12 protein-coding genes are annotated in these 16,221 nt (G+C 45.5%); 3 read left to right on the forward strand and 9 right to left on the reverse strand.

Translation table 11 applies throughout. The features are described 5' to 3' along the window. Window positions 1–158: 158 nt before the first annotated feature. The 7 genes from QUB12_RS04120 to QUB12_RS04150 form a co-directional block, all read right to left on the reverse strand. Window positions 159–746, reverse strand: coding sequence for an REP-associated tyrosine transposase (locus tag QUB12_RS04120; protein ID WP_333138770.1), 588 nt, complete (start codon window positions 744–746; stop codon window positions 159–161). A 132-nt stretch (window positions 747–878) separates the two neighbouring features. Further along, complete coding sequence (locus QUB12_RS04125; RefSeq protein WP_333138772.1) at window positions 879–1,343, reverse strand: EVE domain-containing protein; 465 nt, start codon at window positions 1,341–1,343, stop codon at window positions 879–881. Continuing rightward, window positions 1,340–1,831 (reverse strand): SRPBCC family protein, encoded by a 492-nt coding sequence (locus tag QUB12_RS04130; RefSeq protein WP_333138774.1) that lies wholly within the window; start codon window positions 1,829–1,831, stop codon window positions 1,340–1,342. The genes QUB12_RS04125 and QUB12_RS04130 overlap by 4 nt, the downstream gene beginning before the upstream one ends. 59 nt (window positions 1,832–1,890) lie before the next feature. Then, the gene (locus QUB12_RS04135; protein WP_333305624.1) at window positions 1,891–4,251 is read right to left on the reverse strand and encodes an FHA domain-containing protein; all 2,361 of its coding nucleotides are present in this window, start codon (window positions 4,249–4,251) and stop codon (window positions 1,891–1,893) included. A 189-nt stretch (window positions 4,252–4,440) separates the two neighbouring features. Further along, window positions 4,441–6,303: an ABC-ATPase domain-containing protein gene (locus QUB12_RS04140; protein ID WP_333305626.1), complete on the reverse strand. Its 1,863-nt coding sequence runs from the start codon at window positions 6,301–6,303 to the stop codon at window positions 4,441–4,443. Between the two features lie 176 nt (window positions 6,304–6,479). Next, window positions 6,480–7,517: a M20/M25/M40 family metallo-hydrolase gene (locus tag QUB12_RS04145; RefSeq protein WP_333305628.1), complete on the reverse strand. Its 1,038-nt coding sequence runs from the start codon at window positions 7,515–7,517 to the stop codon at window positions 6,480–6,482. A gap of 352 nt (window positions 7,518–7,869) precedes the next feature. Continuing rightward, complete coding sequence (locus tag QUB12_RS04150) at window positions 7,870–8,448, reverse strand: hypothetical protein (protein WP_333138782.1); 579 nt, start codon at window positions 8,446–8,448, stop codon at window positions 7,870–7,872. A 347-nt stretch (window positions 8,449–8,795) separates the two neighbouring features. Here QUB12_RS04150 and QUB12_RS04155 point away from each other — a divergent pair, with 347 nt between their 5' ends. Further along, the gene (locus QUB12_RS04155; RefSeq protein WP_333138784.1) at window positions 8,796–12,143 is read left to right on the forward strand and encodes an EAL domain-containing protein; all 3,348 of its coding nucleotides are present in this window, start codon (window positions 8,796–8,798) and stop codon (window positions 12,141–12,143) included. Window positions 12,144–12,336: 193 nt separating this feature from the next. On the opposite strand, the gene QUB12_RS04160 is transcribed toward QUB12_RS04155, so the two are convergent. Both QUB12_RS04160 and QUB12_RS04165 read right to left on the reverse strand, forming a co-directional pair. Continuing rightward, window positions 12,337–12,654, reverse strand: a complete 318-nt coding sequence (locus QUB12_RS04160; RefSeq protein ID WP_333138786.1) for a helix-turn-helix transcriptional regulator — start codon at window positions 12,652–12,654, stop codon at window positions 12,337–12,339. Then, window positions 12,647–12,967, reverse strand: coding sequence for a helix-turn-helix transcriptional regulator (locus QUB12_RS04165; RefSeq protein WP_333138788.1), 321 nt, complete (start codon window positions 12,965–12,967; stop codon window positions 12,647–12,649). The genes QUB12_RS04160 and QUB12_RS04165 overlap by 8 nt, the downstream gene beginning before the upstream one ends. A gap of 258 nt (window positions 12,968–13,225) precedes the next feature. Between QUB12_RS04165 and QUB12_RS04170 the strand changes: the two genes are divergently transcribed. Further along, the gene (locus tag QUB12_RS04170; protein WP_333138790.1) at window positions 13,226–13,486 is read left to right on the forward strand and encodes a hypothetical protein; all 261 of its coding nucleotides are present in this window, start codon (window positions 13,226–13,228) and stop codon (window positions 13,484–13,486) included. Window positions 13,487–13,598: 112 nt separating this feature from the next. Then, the gene (gene glgP, locus QUB12_RS04175) at window positions 13,599–16,157 is read left to right on the forward strand and encodes an alpha-glucan family phosphorylase (protein ID WP_333138880.1); all 2,559 of its coding nucleotides are present in this window, start codon (window positions 13,599–13,601) and stop codon (window positions 16,155–16,157) included. Window positions 16,158–16,221 lie beyond the last annotated feature (64 nt).

Here is a 16,221-nt window from a genome sequence, read left to right on the forward strand (position 1 = left end):
GCATCTTGCCTGTGAAATCCTTGTGGCACAGGCATCTTGCCTGTGAAATCCTTGTGGCACAGGCATCTTGCCTGTGAAATCCTTGTGGCACAGGCATCTTGCCTGTGACTGAAGCTTGGGCGGGCAAGATGCCCACCCCACAAGAAATTCAGCAGAGGCTAAACTTCATACATTTGCCAGAAAAAAGGATATTCCTCTGGAGTCAGTGAAAGACCAGCTTTGACAGGATTTTGCCTAATATATTCCCAAAAAACCTGAAATTCTCGTTCATCTCTGACAATGTGGTCATGTCTCTCATCCTGCCAGACAGTACCAATATGCTTCATCACCTTGGGAATTTGTTTAGAACTGTAGCTTTTCATACTGTGCAGAATGCTGCTGAGCGACCAGAATTTATTATCCGACTTTGCTAAAGGCTGCATTAGCATATGCACATGATCAGGCATTACAACTAAGCAAAAGATTTTATACCTTTGCCTATCAAAAAACTGGCAAGCATTGAGGACAACTTTCCTCGCATCCGGAGTTAATTCCAGCTTTTCCCAAGTATTAAAAGTGATGAAATAGACCGCTCCTTCTAACTCCCAATGAGGTAAATTTCTGTAAGTAACTTTTAATTGAGCATCTCTGAGTTTAAGCGGCAGACTAGAAGCCTGTCCCACAAAAAACTGATATAGGCCTGTGGAGTGGGCATCCTTCCCGCCCAAATCCTGATTGCTTGCCTGACTAAAATTTTCGCGAATCATATCACTAAGTACAACCGCAACTTAGTATAAAATAGCCTAAAAAAAGCCAAATTTCAAGACCCTTACCGAGGTTTTTTGTAAAGTCTTTAAGTATTGTGGGGTGGGCCGAAGAGCCCGCCCCAAATATGCAAGTTAAATGGTCACAACTCCTCTCATATTCAAAATCTTCTCAGCAGCACTTTCAGATACCGGCATCACCGATAACCGATTGCCTTTCCTCACCACCAAAATCTCATCAGCGCTAAACTTTTGTTTCAGTTCATCCAAAGATATTAACTTAGCAAACTCCTCAACAAACTCAACTCTCACAGTTTGCCAGCGAGGAGCATCAAACGGCGATTTAGGATCGTAATATTCGCTATTCATATCGAACTGACTCGGATCAGCAATCCCAGCTTCCACGACGCGCACTAACCCCACGATTCCCGGTATTTTAGTATTAGAATGGTAAAAAAATACTAAATCTCCCCGACTCATTTCTCGCATAAAATTGCGAGCTTGATAGTTGCGAACGCCATCCCAAATGGAAGTGCGATCGTGCTTCAAATTCGCAATACTATAAACATCTGGTTCCGACTTCATCAGCCAATAATTCATACAATCAATTCGCTTGGGTTAGCCAAATATTCTTGAATATTATCTAAACACTGCTGCATAGCTTTTTGCATAAAAACCTGAACTAGCAACAACCCAAGCGGATAGAATACCGGAGAAGTCAGCATAAAATAAAACTCCCAATCAATCCGAGTTCCCTTTGCTGTAGCAGTGAAATTCCAATCTCCGCCACCAGACTCAATGAGTAGAGAAATCGGAAACTTAAACCCTCTAACCAGTCGGTAGCTTTGTCTTTCTGGCTTTTTGAAAGTAATGATTTCTTCCTCAATCACCGAAGTGTCGGAATTTTCTATCCGCCGCACGCCGCCTTCACGCATCTCTCCACCATCTGCCATCTCAGCTTTAATAATTGCTGGAATTGGGCCATATCCGCGAAAGACTTTGGGCAGATTTGACAGGGACGTAACAAAATCAAAAACTACTTGAGGCGATGCAGCAATTTCTACTACTGCGTTGGTTTTAACTAACATTTATCTCTCCCATGATCTAATTTGATAATGAACTGTGAGTTAAAAAGGCGTAATTTTAATTATAAAATATCCTTCCGCTTCTGCAACCACAGAGTCAACATCAAATAAACGAAAATATGCACGCACAAAATAGCCCAATTTAAACTCAAATTCTCCCAGGTTTGATCGTAAACAGGAGTAGGCTCAAACGGCTGAGGAAGCGTACTTCCGTCCGGTAATGTAGTAGGCGCGGGAACCATCCCATTCACATTAACTAAAGAGCCGTAAGCACCCACAGACCAGCGGCTTAACATCAGCCAAGAAAATGTGCTCGCCGCACCTTCCATCTTAAACAAAACTCCCGAAAAAATAATCTGAGGCAGCAATAATAGAGGCAAAGCGCTATTAGCTTGAGAGCTATTTTTAACAATCGCGGAAACGACTAATCCAAGGCTTATGCAGCTCATTAAAGTTAGGAAGGTGGTAATACTTGCTCCCACAGGCCAGGAAATAAAACTAGGTTCGGGGGATTTAAAAGCAATCAGAATAACTCCTACCATTAACAGTGTTTGCAATACTGCCAAACCAGAAAGTATAAAAATTTTTGAACCTAAATAAGCAAACAATCCTAAATTGACCAAACGTTCGCGCAGATAAATAGCAGATTCTTTGACAATTTCTTGCAGAGAAGTTGCCAGCCCTACCCAAATCGCCGCACAGGTAAATACAAATAAAACTCTGAGCGCCAAAGGTGCTAAAGTTGCCTCCGGCGCTCCAATTAACGGGTCTTTATCTCTGACGGCTAGCCGCAGCAAACTAATGCCGATCGGAGCCGTTAAAAGAGCTAAACTCAAGTTAACTAAGTCGCGGGAAACGAGTTGAAAATAGCGCTGCGCGAGCAAAACGAGTTGTTTTACAAAAGATTGAGATTTTGCTGCAGAAGGTGCAGAAGGTATTTTTGCATTAGCCTTGCCTGTGCTGAAGTGGTTGACAATATAGCGCTGATAGTAGGGAGATTTATTAAACTTTTCTGCCCAGCTTTGAACGTTGGTTTCTCCTGTTTCTAATTCGTTGTAAATGTCTGCAAAATCGCCAGTTTTGACATCGAAAAAATCGAGGGCTTCCCTAGGGGGGCCGAAGTAACAAAGGCGTCCGCCGCGACCCATAAACACAATACGATCGCACATCGTGATATTTGCCGTCGCGTGAGTCACCAGAATCACCGTCCGGCCTTGATTTGCCAACTTTCGCAGCAGTTGCATCATCTTCTTATCCAAACCCGGATCGAGTCCAGAAGTCGGTTCGTCTAAAAAGAAAAGTTTCGGGTCTGCTAACAGTTCGACTCCGATGCTGACCCGCTTCCGCTGTCCGCCGCTAAGCTGTTTTACCAAAGCCTTGCGACGGTGAGTCATTTCAATATCTTCTAAAGTTTTTGCGACTACCTGCTTGACCTCTGTATCGGGAGGTAAGCGCAATTTAGCTGCATAACTCAAGACTTCTTCTACTCTCAAATCTGCGTGCACAATATCATCTTGAGGCACGTAACCGATTTGATTGCGGTAAATATTGAAGTTTTGGCGCAGGTTGTCGCCATTGAGAAACACAGCGCCGTTAGTAGTTTTTTCGATCCCTAAAAGCGTCCGCATTAAAGTAGATTTACCCGCACCGCTACCGCCGACTAAAGCCACAAACTGACCCGGTTCGATCGCCAAAGTGATGTTATCCAAACGCTTCGGAATCACCAGACTGTCAGCATCCAAACGAATTTGATGGCCGGAGTCTTGCATCTGCAACTCACCGCTGCGGTAAGTTAGAGTAAACGGGCCGATCCGAATTGCCTCTCCCTCGGACAACTGTACAGAATTTGTCACTCGCTGACCGTTAACAAAAACCCCGTTAACGCTGTGATCTCGCAAAATATAATTACCGCGACTGTCTTGGTCGATTGTGGCGTGGCGTCTAGAAACAAGCGGCGCATCTAATTGCAGCGAAGCGTTTGGATCGCGGCCCAACAAAACCGACCGATTCTTAAGAAGAATTGACTGCTTGCTAGGGACAGTAACCTGATTCGCCAGCGGATTAAAATAACTCAGCAAAACTTGATTTTGAGGATCGAGACCGATTTTAATTTCTGTGCCGTTTTTCAGACAATAACCGTCATTGGGAGTGATGCGAGTGCGATCGACAAATAAGCCATTAGTGCTCGGCCGCTGGCCGTCACCGTCGTAAATCCAGTAATTATCCCCAATTTGGCGCAAAACAGCGTGAACGCCCGAAACTGCGCGCCAGGGTTCGGGAATGACTAAATCAGCACGAGTGCGATCGCGCCCCAATACGTGCTGCTGCTGTTTTAACTCTAACTGTAAAACCTCGCCTTGATTACTTAATACTATATAAGGTCGATCGCTTAAAGCTGTCGGTTGTCCTATATTGCCTTTCATACTTAAATTGCGGTTTTTGGACTCACTTTTGTCAGCATATCAAAAAGTCATTAGTCATTAGTCATTAGTCATTAGTCATTAGTCATTAGTCATTAGTCATTAGTCATTAGTCATTAGTCATTAGGCCGAATAAAACTTTTCTCCCTCTCCCACTCTGCCTAAAAAGCAATTTATATGGGTATAAAATTATCACCTTTTGGCAACAACGGACAAACTGCGAAGCCGATTAATTGCCGCAGCCAATTCAAAGCGCCGAAACATGGCAAAATCCCCTTCAGGAAAAGGCGATAAAATATCCATCCCCTGCGCGTCAATATCTGCCATCACCAAATCTATGATTTCCGACAACGTGCGTTTTCCGTCCATGTATTGCTGCTTAGCATAAACCATTGCCGCAGCGATCGCCCTTAACTGTCCGCTGTCCACAATTTGCTCAACAGCACCCAAATCAATCTCCTCAGTTCCGAAAGCCAATTCATCAACATCCCGCACCTTCACCCGCACATCTCGCCGTCCCAGACTCGGATCTAAACTAGCAGGAATCGGCACTCTTTGAGTAATCTCACCAAAAGTTTCTCCCCCTTCAGCAGCACGGCTAATCGGGTAATTTATAGCAATTTCTTTAGCTTTTCCCGTCACATCATCTGCTTGAAAATTTTCCATTGCAATCACAGTATCCGCCACATCAAAATAATCGCCACTTCCGCCCATTACTAAAATAGTCGATACGCCATAATCTGCATACAACTGTTTAACTTTATCAATAAACGGCGTAATCGGTTCCTTATCCTTAGCGATGAGTTCCTGCATTCGGCGATCGCGAATCATAAAATTCGTCGCCGCCGTATCCTCATCCACCAATAAAACAGGCACTAAATCCTGTTCCTTTTTCCTTCTCTCCTGTTCCTCATTCCCTCTTCCTTCTTCCTTCTTCCGACTTCCATCGGACTGACATCCGTTAAATCCGTTACATAATCCGTTGCCGAACTTCCTTCTCCCCACTTCCAAAGCCTCAATAATATTAGCAGCTTGCGACGTGCTACCGCTCGCATTTTCTGTATAAAATTGTGCAGTATCTCTACCTTGTGGCAAGTGGTTAATAAAAGGCGAAATATTTACTCCCGCTACACTTCTGCCATCTTCTGCTCTAATTTTAACCCCGGCCGCACTTGTCACCACAAATTCCCGACCATCTCCCGGAATTCGGTTGTAAACTCCCAACTCAATCGCCTTGAGTAAAGTGGATTTGCCGTGATAACCGCCGCCAACAATCAAAGTAATACCAGCGGGAATACCCATACCGGAAATCCAACCGCGATTCGGACAATTAAACTCAACTTTTAACGACGGCGGCGATTGAAAAGCCACAGCATTATTTAACAAAGGGCGATGGTCAACACCGCTGCGGCGGGGTAAAATAGAACCGTCAGCAACAAACGCAACTAATCCGTTTTGAGCTAACTGCTGCCGCAGCCAGTCAGCATCTTCTACAGTTTCAACATGACGGCGACATTCAGCAGCATTTAAGTTAGCATACTTCAGAGAATTGCTGACAATTTGCGGAATATCTTCGCACAGCATTTCAGCAGCTTGTCGCCCTAAGATACTGCGCCCTCCCGCTGGAAGTCCGACGGCAAATCGCAGTTCAACTCCTCCTAAATCTCCGATATCGGATGTATTTGAGGAAAGGATAAATGCGGAAGTTCGTTCTAAAACTTCTTGTCCGAACCGAGTCACTGCAATCATACCGCTTTTGCCAGTGCCGCGTTTGCTGCTGATGCTGTGTGCTGCTTTGTCAAACTGGCGAGTTAGGTAATCTCGCAAGGCTATTTCTCGACTGCGAGAGTTAAAAAGTTCGCGGGGAATTTGAGCAATGTTGGGCGGAACTCTGACTCTAAATTTACTGGGAGATGCAAAGGGATCTCCCTGCACGTAATCAATAATTAATGTGAATTCAGAAAAGTCGTAATTACCTTGAATGTCTTTGTATGCTTTGTAGCCTCGATTGTCTAGTTGCAATAAATGCCGTTGCAGGCTTTCTTTGTTAGTCATTTGTTATTAATTATTAGTTATTAGTTATTAGTTATTAATTATTAGTTATTTAGCTGGTTCATAGGCTGTGCCTAGGAACCGATGTCCAGAGGCTCTGCCTCGCTTGCTTGGCGTGGGAAAATTGGAGGCAGAGCCTCCGGATATGCGTTACCAGGCAGAGCCTGGTAACGAGTAGATTACCGAATTTCCAATAATTTAGCCGTGGCATTAACAACAATTTGAGCAGAACCGGCGAAAAAAGCTCGATCGATAGTTGCTAATGTATCGCTAGATTGGTGATAGTGGGGCGATCGCAAATTTGCAGTATCCGTCACCAACACAGCACCAATTCCTTTATACCAGAAAGGCGCGTGGTCGCTGCGTAAAACATCGGGAGTCAGCAACCCTTTCAGGGGAACCGGTAGCGCCACCACGGGCGGCAAACCGGCTTTTCCAGACTCCGCAAAACTTTTCAATAGCAGCGGATGTTCCGCATCCCCAATCACAGCGATAAACTCGCCTTTGTCGGGAGATGTTACCCCCGATGCTTCTAGAAAAGGTTGCGCTGTCAATCCTTCGGGATATTGCTGGCATCCGGGCGTGCGGCAGGCATAACCTACCATATCCAGGACGATCGCTCCTTGCAAATTTTTTAACCGCGCCTCGCTACCGGTGAATGCTAAACTGCCTAAAAGTCCGATTTCTTCCCTGTCAAAAAATGCTACTTGCAGTGTCCGAGGCGTGGGGCGAGAACCCAGCAATCTTGCTACTTCTAAAACTACTGCAACTCCCGTCGCATTGTCGTCAGCGCCTGGGGAGTTTGGTACAGTATCGTAGTGTGCTGCGACTAAAATTGCACCGGCGTTTGAGTCAGTACCTTTTCTCTCAGCGAAGACATTAATTCCGCGATCGAACGGCTGGAACTCTTGGGAAATTCCTAATGTTTGCAGTTGTTTAGAAATGTAGTCTCTAGTAAAAGAGCGAGCTCGTTCTGCATCGCGTTCTCCTGCTAAAGTCTCGACGTGTTTCCACAACCGGGACTGGTCAATTTGGGGCAGATAAACTGCATTTTTTTCAGCAGGAAGCGGAAAGGGAGACGGGTTTTGGGAAGTGTGGATATTGCGATCGATTCCAACTTCTGGTACAGCCGACAACCGCTGCCACGAGTGAGAACCCCAACCCGCCGCCGTCACCGCAACCACAATAAATAGCGCTATCCAAATCAATTGTTTCATTAGTAAGTCTATTGGAAATTTTAGACAGGGCTTACGCACTCCTCACTCCCATCTACCGGGTTTTTTAGCGGAAGCGATGGCTGCCACAAAGTCTTTTCGTAAAACCCGGTTCATGCGTCCAGAACTGTTATATTTTAGATTTTAGATTAACACCAGAGTTAAAAATAAACCTGTTTCAAAAAATGAAACTCAAAAATCTTAAAATTAGCTGCGCCAGAGGCAGTTTTGTACTTTTTATCTGAAAAAGCAGGTAAAAGCCTTGGGATGTTGCCGTCGAATCTGTCTTGCTTATTGGAGCATTCGACGGCGACATTCTAATCACTAATTTACATTCAAAATTAACAAAATAAAACTACTTTCTGTCCCACTCAATCTCCTTATTTTCCAATATCAACCCGCTGCTGCTGGGAACAGCGTAAGGAATAGTTGTGGCTGAAAATTTTACTATTTCAGTTGGTTGTTGAAACCACTCGGAATAACTGGGATTGAGTTGGTCGTACAGTGCTTTTAAAGCTTGGATTTCGGCCTCTAGCTGCGCTGCTGCTTGATTGATTCTGCGAGCTTGTGTTTGCAAGCGCTTTTCCCCGGTTTGAACTTTGTTTTCTAGTTCTTGCCAGTGCTGTCCTGCCGCCAATTTATCTATTTCAGCTTGTTTGTAGGACAGTAAAGCCTGTTTTTGTTGCAGTTGCTTTTCAGTAATTTTAGTCTCTCGGTCAATTTCCTGGATTTGCTGCAACCACTGCTCCCCAAAAGCAGCAGTTTGCTGGTGGAACTCGGCAATAGCTTCAGGAGTATTATTTTTGGGAAAACTGACTGCCACTCTGCACTCAGAGCGCTGTACGCCAAGTTTTTCCAGCGACTCTTGCAGGGCGGTAACTTCTGCTTGCAGCGCGCGGACTTCTTTTTGGAGTTCTGGGATGGTCTGACTCATGGGTTCAATTAGTGGACCTCTGCACCGATTTTAAGCTAATTGTTTATTTTTCTAACAAATCCCGATCGCCTCCTTGCGGGAATTATCTAATTTTAGCGCGCTCCCACCCGGTGTCTAGGCAGAATGGCGGATAATTTGTGGCACAATGGCTGATGACACATTTTAAATTAAATTAAGATTAAAATTATAATTAGTTATAAAGCTCAATTATTAGCTTGGTAAAATTTAATTTACAAATCCACATAAATTAATGGTGGCTGGGTTTTCCTATGGCCGAGAAAGTTCTGCTAAAGTTTTTTAGATTTATGGTTCCTCCAAAAAATATTTGGGAGTAGGAAATAGAGCAAATGAAAATAATTTTTCAATTAATGTTGGGATATTTCGCGGTTGCTATTTTTGGTGTGGAATGTGGCATTAATCCAAAAATATTACCGACAAGCCTAGGAGATGGGAACGGCAATCGCCCTGTAGAAGGGATTTTGATTGGCTATCAGAAACATAGCTATTTGCGATCGGCATCTCGCCCCCTTACTTCTGCAAGCGCCACATTATTTTTGGATAAATTATCCCAAATTGCACCAGTAAAAATACCTACTTACAATTATATACAATCTCAGGAAACTCCTAGAAAAGAACCTACTATTAGGTTAACAATAATCGGTTATTCTCTGGTTTGTATTTGTTTAGTAATCTCATTATCGATCAGGGGGAAGACAGTAAATAGCTTATCCAAGACGATGGGGTTAATCAAGCCGAAGTCTGAAACAGAGAATGACAAGCTACCAAAAGGAGAAAAAGTGTTGTATCCAAAAAAAGAACAGGATATCTGGCATACTATTGCCCAAATGACCCAAGATTTGCAGCAAACTGCCGAATATGCCCTCGATATTTGCGAGGAAATGAACGTCTCGATAATTGCGACTACCCCTGGCGGTCATATCCTGTCGTTAAACCAAGCTACCTGTCAACTTTTGGGATACTCTAAAAAAGAGTTGTTAGGCAAACCAATAGCCGGACTTTTTAAGAAAAGTGAATCACCTGCACAGGAGTTAGAGTTAGCAAGTTTAACAGCCGAAGGATCAGTCCACAACGTGGAAAAACTCTACCTTTCCAAACATGGAAAAAAAATAATTGTACTGCTTTCTATTTCAACTATTCGCGACGGCAAAGGCAAGGTCAGCGGCAAGTTATATATAGCACAAGATATTACTGATAGCAAGCGGGCTGAAAGAAATTTGCGGCGCAGTGAAAAAAAGTTTCGCCAACTGATAGAAACGGTTAATGCTGCTGCATTTATCTATAACCGCAGACAGTTGCGCTATGTCAATGCTCAGACAGAAGCTCTGACAGGATATACTCGTGAAGAATTGCTAGCGTTGGATTTATACGATTTAATTCATCCAGATTTTCGAGAAATAGTTAAAAAATGGGGTAAATCCAGCCATGCGCGCTCAACGGCAGGCTCAAAATATGAATTAATAATACTCACGAAAACTGGAAAAATGCGCTGGATTGAAGCAACGGTAGATATTATAAAATTTGAAAAAAAAGCCTCAATATTAATCACAGCGTTTGACATCAGCGATCGCAAATTAGCAGAGTTAGAACTAGAAACATCTCTTTCGTTGCTTCAAGCAACCATTGAATCTACTGCTGACGGTATTCTGGCGGTTGACAGTGGAGGAAAAGTTGTCAGCTTTAACCGTAAATTTGCCGAAATGTGGCAGTTGCGGGATTTGCAGGTGGATTCGAGAGATAACAACCCAATTTTGGGGTTTGGAATCAACCAGTTAAAATACCCGGAAATATTTCTCAACCGTGCTAAAGAATTGTCCGATCGCCCTGCAGCAGAAAGTTACGATCTCATCGAGTTGACAGATGGCAGAATCTTCGAGCGCTACTCGTTGCCCCAGCGCACGGGAGGCAAAATTACTGGTCGAGTATTCAGCTTTCGGGATGTAACGGAACGGGTGCAATCCGAAGAAAAACTACGCAAAAGCGAAGAACGCTTTCACCTGCTGACGCGGGCGACAAATGATGCCGTATGGGATTTTGATTTGTTAAAAAATGAGTATTGGTTGAGCGCAGAGTTTGAAAAAGTTTTTGGATACAAACTCAACGAAACTCAGACGATAGAATTAGAATCTTGGTGGCTAAATATTCATCCCGAAGAACGGGAAAGAGTGATGTCAAGCTTCTACGAAACAATGAGCTCAGACGCTCAATGTTGGTCGGAGGAATACAGCTTTCACCGCGCAGACGGGGGATATGTTTTTGTGCTCGATCGCGGCTATATCATCCGCAATGAAACTGGCAAAGCAGTAAGGGCGATCGGCACGATCATGGATATCACTCAGCGCAAGCAAGCTGAAGAAATTATTCGGTATCAAGCTGTTTATGACCAACTCACCGGTTTACCGAACCGGATACTTTTTAACGAGAGGCTGCTGGCGTCCTTAAAACAAGCTAAAAAAACCCAAAAGATGCTAGCTGTGATGTTTTTAGACTTGGACAGGTTCAAAAAGATTAATGATACACTAGGTCACGCTGCGGGCGATCGCCTGTTAGAAGGTTTTGCCGGACGCATCAGCGACACTTTGCGATCGACTGACACGGTTGCCCGCTGGGGAGGCGACGAATTTACCATACTGCTTCCCGACATCAATTGCTTAGAAGATGCAGTTAAAACAGCTCAAAGAATACTCAACAATTTAAAGCCACCATTTAAACTAGAAGGACAACCGTTTCATGTTAGCAGCAGCATCGGCATTGCCCTTTATCCCGATGATGGTGAAGATGCCGAAACTTTAGTCAAAAATGCCGATGCTGCCTTGTACTACGCTAAAGAAATGGGAAGAAATAACTATCAGTTATATACTTCCACAATTAATCCCCACGGCAGCCATTTACTAACTATAGAGCACAGACTGCACGAGGCTTTAGAACAGGGAGAATTTGAGGTTTTCTACCAGCCAAAAGTCAATATTACTACTTGGGAAATTCAGGGTATGGAAGCCCTGCTACGCTGGCAACATCCACAATTAGGTTTAGTTACTCCCGCGACATTTATTCCGATCGCCGAAGAGAACGGACTCATTGTACCTATTGGGGAATGGGTGCTGCAAACAGCCTGCACTCAAAATAAAGCTTGGCAGGATACTTTGCAGCCTGATTTGCGGGTAGCAGTCAACGTTTCGGCTCGGCAGTTCCAGCAATTTAATTTATTAGAAATGGTAGCGAAATGCTTGGAAAAAAGCGGTTTAGCACCCAAGTATTTAGAGTTAGAAATTACCGAGACTACAGCCATGCAAGATGTGGATTATACCACAAAAGTTCTCAGGGAGTTGCAGAATATGGGCGTGCAAATTGCGCTGGACGATTTCGGCACGGGTTATTGTTCTCTAAATTATCTCAAAAAGTTTCCCTTGAATATCTTAAAAATAGACAGGTCGTTTGTCAGCGGATTGACGACTGATCCGTGCGAACTGGCGATCGCCAAGGCTGTAGCGACCTTGGGGCGAGATTTGAACTTGAGCGTGGTAGCCGAAGGAGTAGAAACTAAAGAGCAGTTGGAGTGTTTGCGATCGCTCCACTGTCAAGAAATTCAGGGTCACTATTTCAGCCCTGCACTATCAGCCAATGATGCTAGGAAGCTATTGGTAAATTCTCAGTTGCAAAAAGTAAAAATTGCTTAATTAGTCATTAGTCATTAGTCATTAGTTATTAGTCATTAGTCATTAGTTATTAGTCATCAGTCAATTGTAGGGTGGGTGAGGCGCGGTTCAAGATTTATCTATTGGTGACAATAGTTAATCGGCGCGCCTCACCCACCAACAGGGATCAGGTGCTTCGTGCGCCCCCGAAAGTTATAGTTCTTGACCGCGAATCTTAGTCTCCCGACTTATTTTCCTGCGCTGCACCCCCAACATCATCACTGCTAGAGCGCTTCGGCGGGCCTAAGTTGTCGGGCAATTCGTTAAGATTCTTGCCCAAAGCGTGACACAGCGCTTTAACTTGAGGAATTGTCAGCTCAGGCACATCAAGCCCTCGCTCCCAATTGCTAATAGCCTGTCGAGTTAAAGTTTTTGCTCCTGTTTTATCGGGGATTTGCTTTGCTAAAGCAGCTTGGGGTAAACCAGCAGCTTCCCGCAAAATGTGCAGTGCTGGTATGTCTTTCGGGTCTTGAGCTTGTTTCTTTCTAGGCATCCGACTGGTTTTCCGGCGCGAGGCCATCCTCAACATCATCACTGCTAAAACGCTTCGGCGGGCCCAAGTCGTCGGGCAACTGATCGATTGAAATGCCTAGCGCTCTGCACAGTGCCTTTATCTGAGGAACTGTTAGCTCTGGCTCATCTTTGCCCGTTTCCCAGTTACTGATAGCTTTTTGGCTTAAAGTCTTTTTTCTGGTTTTGTCGGGGATTTGCCTTGCTAGCGCAGATTGAGTTAGCCCAGCAGCCTCCCTCAGTATTTGCAGTGCTGGCATCTTTTCTGGATCTTGAGTTTGCTTCTTTCTAGACATACGATCGCACAAGTTAGAAGCATACTTCTTGACAGCCGAGCCATTAAGAAGTATGCTTCTAAATAGGCACAACAAAAGGCGGCAGGGCGGGCCTGACATTGGGTGTTTAGCTTGCTAAAACCGCCTTAACAATAGTGTCTCCCATTAGTGCAAGTGTTTTGACATGAAACACCTGCACACCCCTTAACCTGCTGGGGTTTGGACTTGCAGAACCAAGCCCCTTTCTCTCACAAGCCTTAAATCAGGAGTGAAAATCCAATGAAATCAGCGGCACAAAATCAGGTACTGCATCAGCTCAAGCTCATGGAAACCAACTTGCGCGAAATTCAGTGCAAGCTAGTTAAAACCTCCGTTTTAAACTTGTGGCAAATAGTTTTGCCCGATGGAAAGAGAATTTTGCTGGAACACGCGGGCGGCGGACACTGGATTTTTCGGTCTAACGGTATTGAGAAATCTCATCCAGAAGTGCGAAAAGCTGTTTTGCGGGCGATCGGCATTTGCTCGGCCCACCGCAGTTAAGGTAACAGCCGATCGCCCCCCGCAGCTTAAAACTTAAAATAGTGTGCAGAATAACGGACTTGTACCTAAAGACAGAGGAAAATATCGCTACCCCAACATAAATGCTTTGTCTATGCAGCCAATTCGCACATTTAACGTTTCCCCCTCGCTACCGACAATTCTCGAACCCCTACGCAAGCTTGCCTACAACTTGCACTGGGACTGGAACGTCGATACCAAAGACCTCTTCCGCCGCCTCGATCGAGACCTCTGGGACTCCAGCAACCAAAACCCGGTGCTGATGCTCGGAACCATATCTCAAGAGCGACTGCAAGAAATGGCAGAAGACGAAGGCTTCATTGCCCAAATGAACCGAGCAGCCCAGCAGTTAGACGATTATCTCAAAAACCGCGCCTGGTATCGCAAACAGCGCGGCACCGAGCAACAAGAATGCTACGCTTACTTTTCGATGGAATTCGGCTTAGTTAAAGCCCTACCCATCTATTCAGGCGGTTTGGGCGTGCTCGCAGGCGACCACCTCAAATCAGCTAGTGATTTGGGCTTGCCCTTAGTCGGTGTCGGCCTACTCTACCAAGAAGGTTATTTTTCGCAGTATCTCAACGCCGACGGCTGGCAGCAAGAACGCTATCCGCTCAACGATTTCTACAATATGCCGCTGCACCCAGAACGCAATCCCGACGGTTCGGAATTGCGGATTGAGGTGGACTATCCCGGCCGCAAGGTGTATGCCCGGATTTGGCGAGTACAAGTGGGAACGGTTCCTTTGTACCTGATGGATACAAATATTGAACCTAACAGCCGCTATGACCAAGATATTACCGACCAACTGTATGGCGGTGATAAAACTCTGCGGATGCACCAAGAAATCATGCTGGGCATCGGCGGCGTGAAAATGCTCAAAGCATTGGGGCTGACAGTTACGGCTTATCACATGAATGAAGGCCACGCAGCTTTCATGGCTTTGGAACGCATTCGGATGCTGATGGAGGAATATCACCTGAGTTTCGTAGAAGCGGAACAGGTGGTGGTTTCGAGCAGTATGTTTACGACTCACACGCCGGTGCCTGCTGGGTTTGACTTGTTCGAGCCGGATATGGTGATGCACTATCTAGGTCAGTATCCCAAGATGTTTGGCTTGTCGCAAGATCAGTTTTTAGGATTGGGCAGGGAGAATACTGGCGATTTGTCCGCACCTCTGAATATGGCAATTTTGGCAATTAAAATGTCGAGTTTTGTCAACGGGGTGGCGGCTTTGCACGGCGTGGTGTCGCGCCCGATGTTTCAGGGTTTGTGGCCGGGTTTGCCACAGGAAGAAGTACCGATTACTTCGATTACCAACGGGGTGCACGCTCGCAGTTGTGTGGCGAAGTCTACTCAGGAGTTGTACGATCGATACCTCGGCCCGGATTGGGAAATGACTCGCAAGGACGATCGACTCTGGGATCGGATGTCGTCGATTCCTGATGAGGAACTGTGGCGGAATCACGAACGCTGTCGATCGGAGTTGGTGGTGTTCGCGCGGGAGTGGCTGCAAAAGACTTTGCGCGAGCGCGGTGCGGCCCAAACGGAAATCGAACACGCGCGGGAGGCTCTCGATCCGAAGGTGCTGACGATCGGGTTTGCCCGCCGCTTTGCTACTTACAAGCGGGCGACGCTGTTTTTGCGCGATGTCGATCGAATTATGCGGATCATGCGGGACAAAAACCGCCCGGTGCAGTTTGTGATTGCTGGGAAGGCTCACCCGATGGATATTCCAGGTAAGGAATTGATTCGGGATATCGTTCACTTCATCCGCGAACACGACACGATGAGTTCGATGGTGTTTTTACCGAACTACGACATTAACGTCGCTCGGATGATGGTATCGGGCTGCGATGTGTGGTTGAATACGCCGCGCCGCCCCCGTGAGGCTTCCGGGACTTCGGGGATGAAAGCTTCGATGAACGGTTTACCGAATCTGAGCATTCTTGACGGATGGTGGGATGAGGCTGATTATGTTCGCACCGGTTGGCCGATCGGACATGGCGAGTTTTACGAAGATACTAAGTATCAGGATGAGGTAGAGGCTAATGCTTTGTACGACTTGATGGAGAAGGAAGTTGTACCGCTGTTTTATAACCGGGATGCTGATGGCATTCCCCGCGGTTGGACGGAGAAAATGAAGGATTCAATTCGCTTGAACTGTCCTTTCTTCAATACTGCTCGGATGGTGAAGGATTACGCGCGGCGGGCATATTTCCCCGTGAGCGATCGCTACCACACCATGACTTCGGATAATTGCGCTCCCGCCAAGGAGTTGTCTCACTGGAAGAAGCACGTTCTCGCGAAGTGGCACGATATTAAGATTGAGGCTGTTGATATTTCCCAGGATAAGGAAGTTAAGGTCAATCAGTCGATCGCTGTTAAATCTCGGATTAATCTGATGGGATTGACCCCTGCGGACGTGCAAGTCGAACTTTATCAAGGTTCGGTTGATGCTAACGGAAATATCATCGGCGGCGTACCCGTAGTGATGGAGTATTTGGGAGAAGATTCTCACAATGCTAGCCTTTATACGGCTGACATTACTTATACTTCTAGCGGTTTGCAAGGCTTGTCGTTGCGCGTTTTGCCGAAGCACGATAATCTCAGCAGTCCTTATGAAGCTGGCGTGATTCTCTGGGCACATTAGTCAGTAGTCAGTAGTCAGTAGTCAGTAGTCAGGAGAATAAAGGAATATTTTCCTAATTCTCCCT

The organism is Microcoleus sp. B7-D4 (assembly GCF_036705125.1).
Lineage (GTDB): Bacteria > Cyanobacteriota > Cyanobacteriia > Cyanobacteriales > Microcoleaceae > Microcoleus.

Excerpts from the sequence above, each read along its gene's own strand:
- QUB12_RS04170 (WP_333138790.1), top strand. The coding sequence starts at position 13,226 with ATGAAATCAGCGGCACAAAATCAGGTACTGCATCAGCTCAAGCTCATG.
- QUB12_RS04130 (WP_333138774.1), bottom strand. The coding sequence starts at position 1,831 with ATGTTAGTTAAAACCAACGCAGTAGTAGAAATTGCTGCATCGCCTCAA.
- QUB12_RS04160 (WP_333138786.1), bottom strand. The coding sequence starts at position 12,654 with ATGCCTAGAAAGAAACAAGCTCAAGACCCGAAAGACATACCAGCACTG.
- QUB12_RS04120 (WP_333138770.1), bottom strand. The coding sequence starts at position 746 with ATGATTCGCGAAAATTTTAGTCAGGCAAGCAATCAGGATTTGGGCGGG.
- QUB12_RS04140 (WP_333305626.1), bottom strand. The coding sequence starts at position 6,303 with ATGACTAACAAAGAAAGCCTGCAACGGCATTTATTGCAACTAGACAAT.
- QUB12_RS04125 (WP_333138772.1), bottom strand. The coding sequence starts at position 1,343 with ATGAATTATTGGCTGATGAAGTCGGAACCAGATGTTTATAGTATTGCG.
- QUB12_RS04145 (WP_333305628.1), bottom strand. The coding sequence starts at position 7,517 with ATGAAACAATTGATTTGGATAGCGCTATTTATTGTGGTTGCGGTGACG.
- QUB12_RS04165 (WP_333138788.1), bottom strand. The coding sequence starts at position 12,967 with ATGTCTAGAAAGAAGCAAACTCAAGATCCAGAAAAGATGCCAGCACTG.
- QUB12_RS04135 (WP_333305624.1), bottom strand. The coding sequence starts at position 4,251 with ATGAAAGGCAATATAGGACAACCGACAGCTTTAAGCGATCGACCTTAT.
- glgP (WP_333138880.1), top strand. The coding sequence starts at position 13,599 with ATGCAGCCAATTCGCACATTTAACGTTTCCCCCTCGCTACCGACAATT.
- QUB12_RS04155 (WP_333138784.1), top strand. The coding sequence starts at position 8,796 with ATGAAAATAATTTTTCAATTAATGTTGGGATATTTCGCGGTTGCTATT.
- QUB12_RS04150 (WP_333138782.1), bottom strand. The coding sequence starts at position 8,448 with ATGAGTCAGACCATCCCAGAACTCCAAAAAGAAGTCCGCGCGCTGCAA.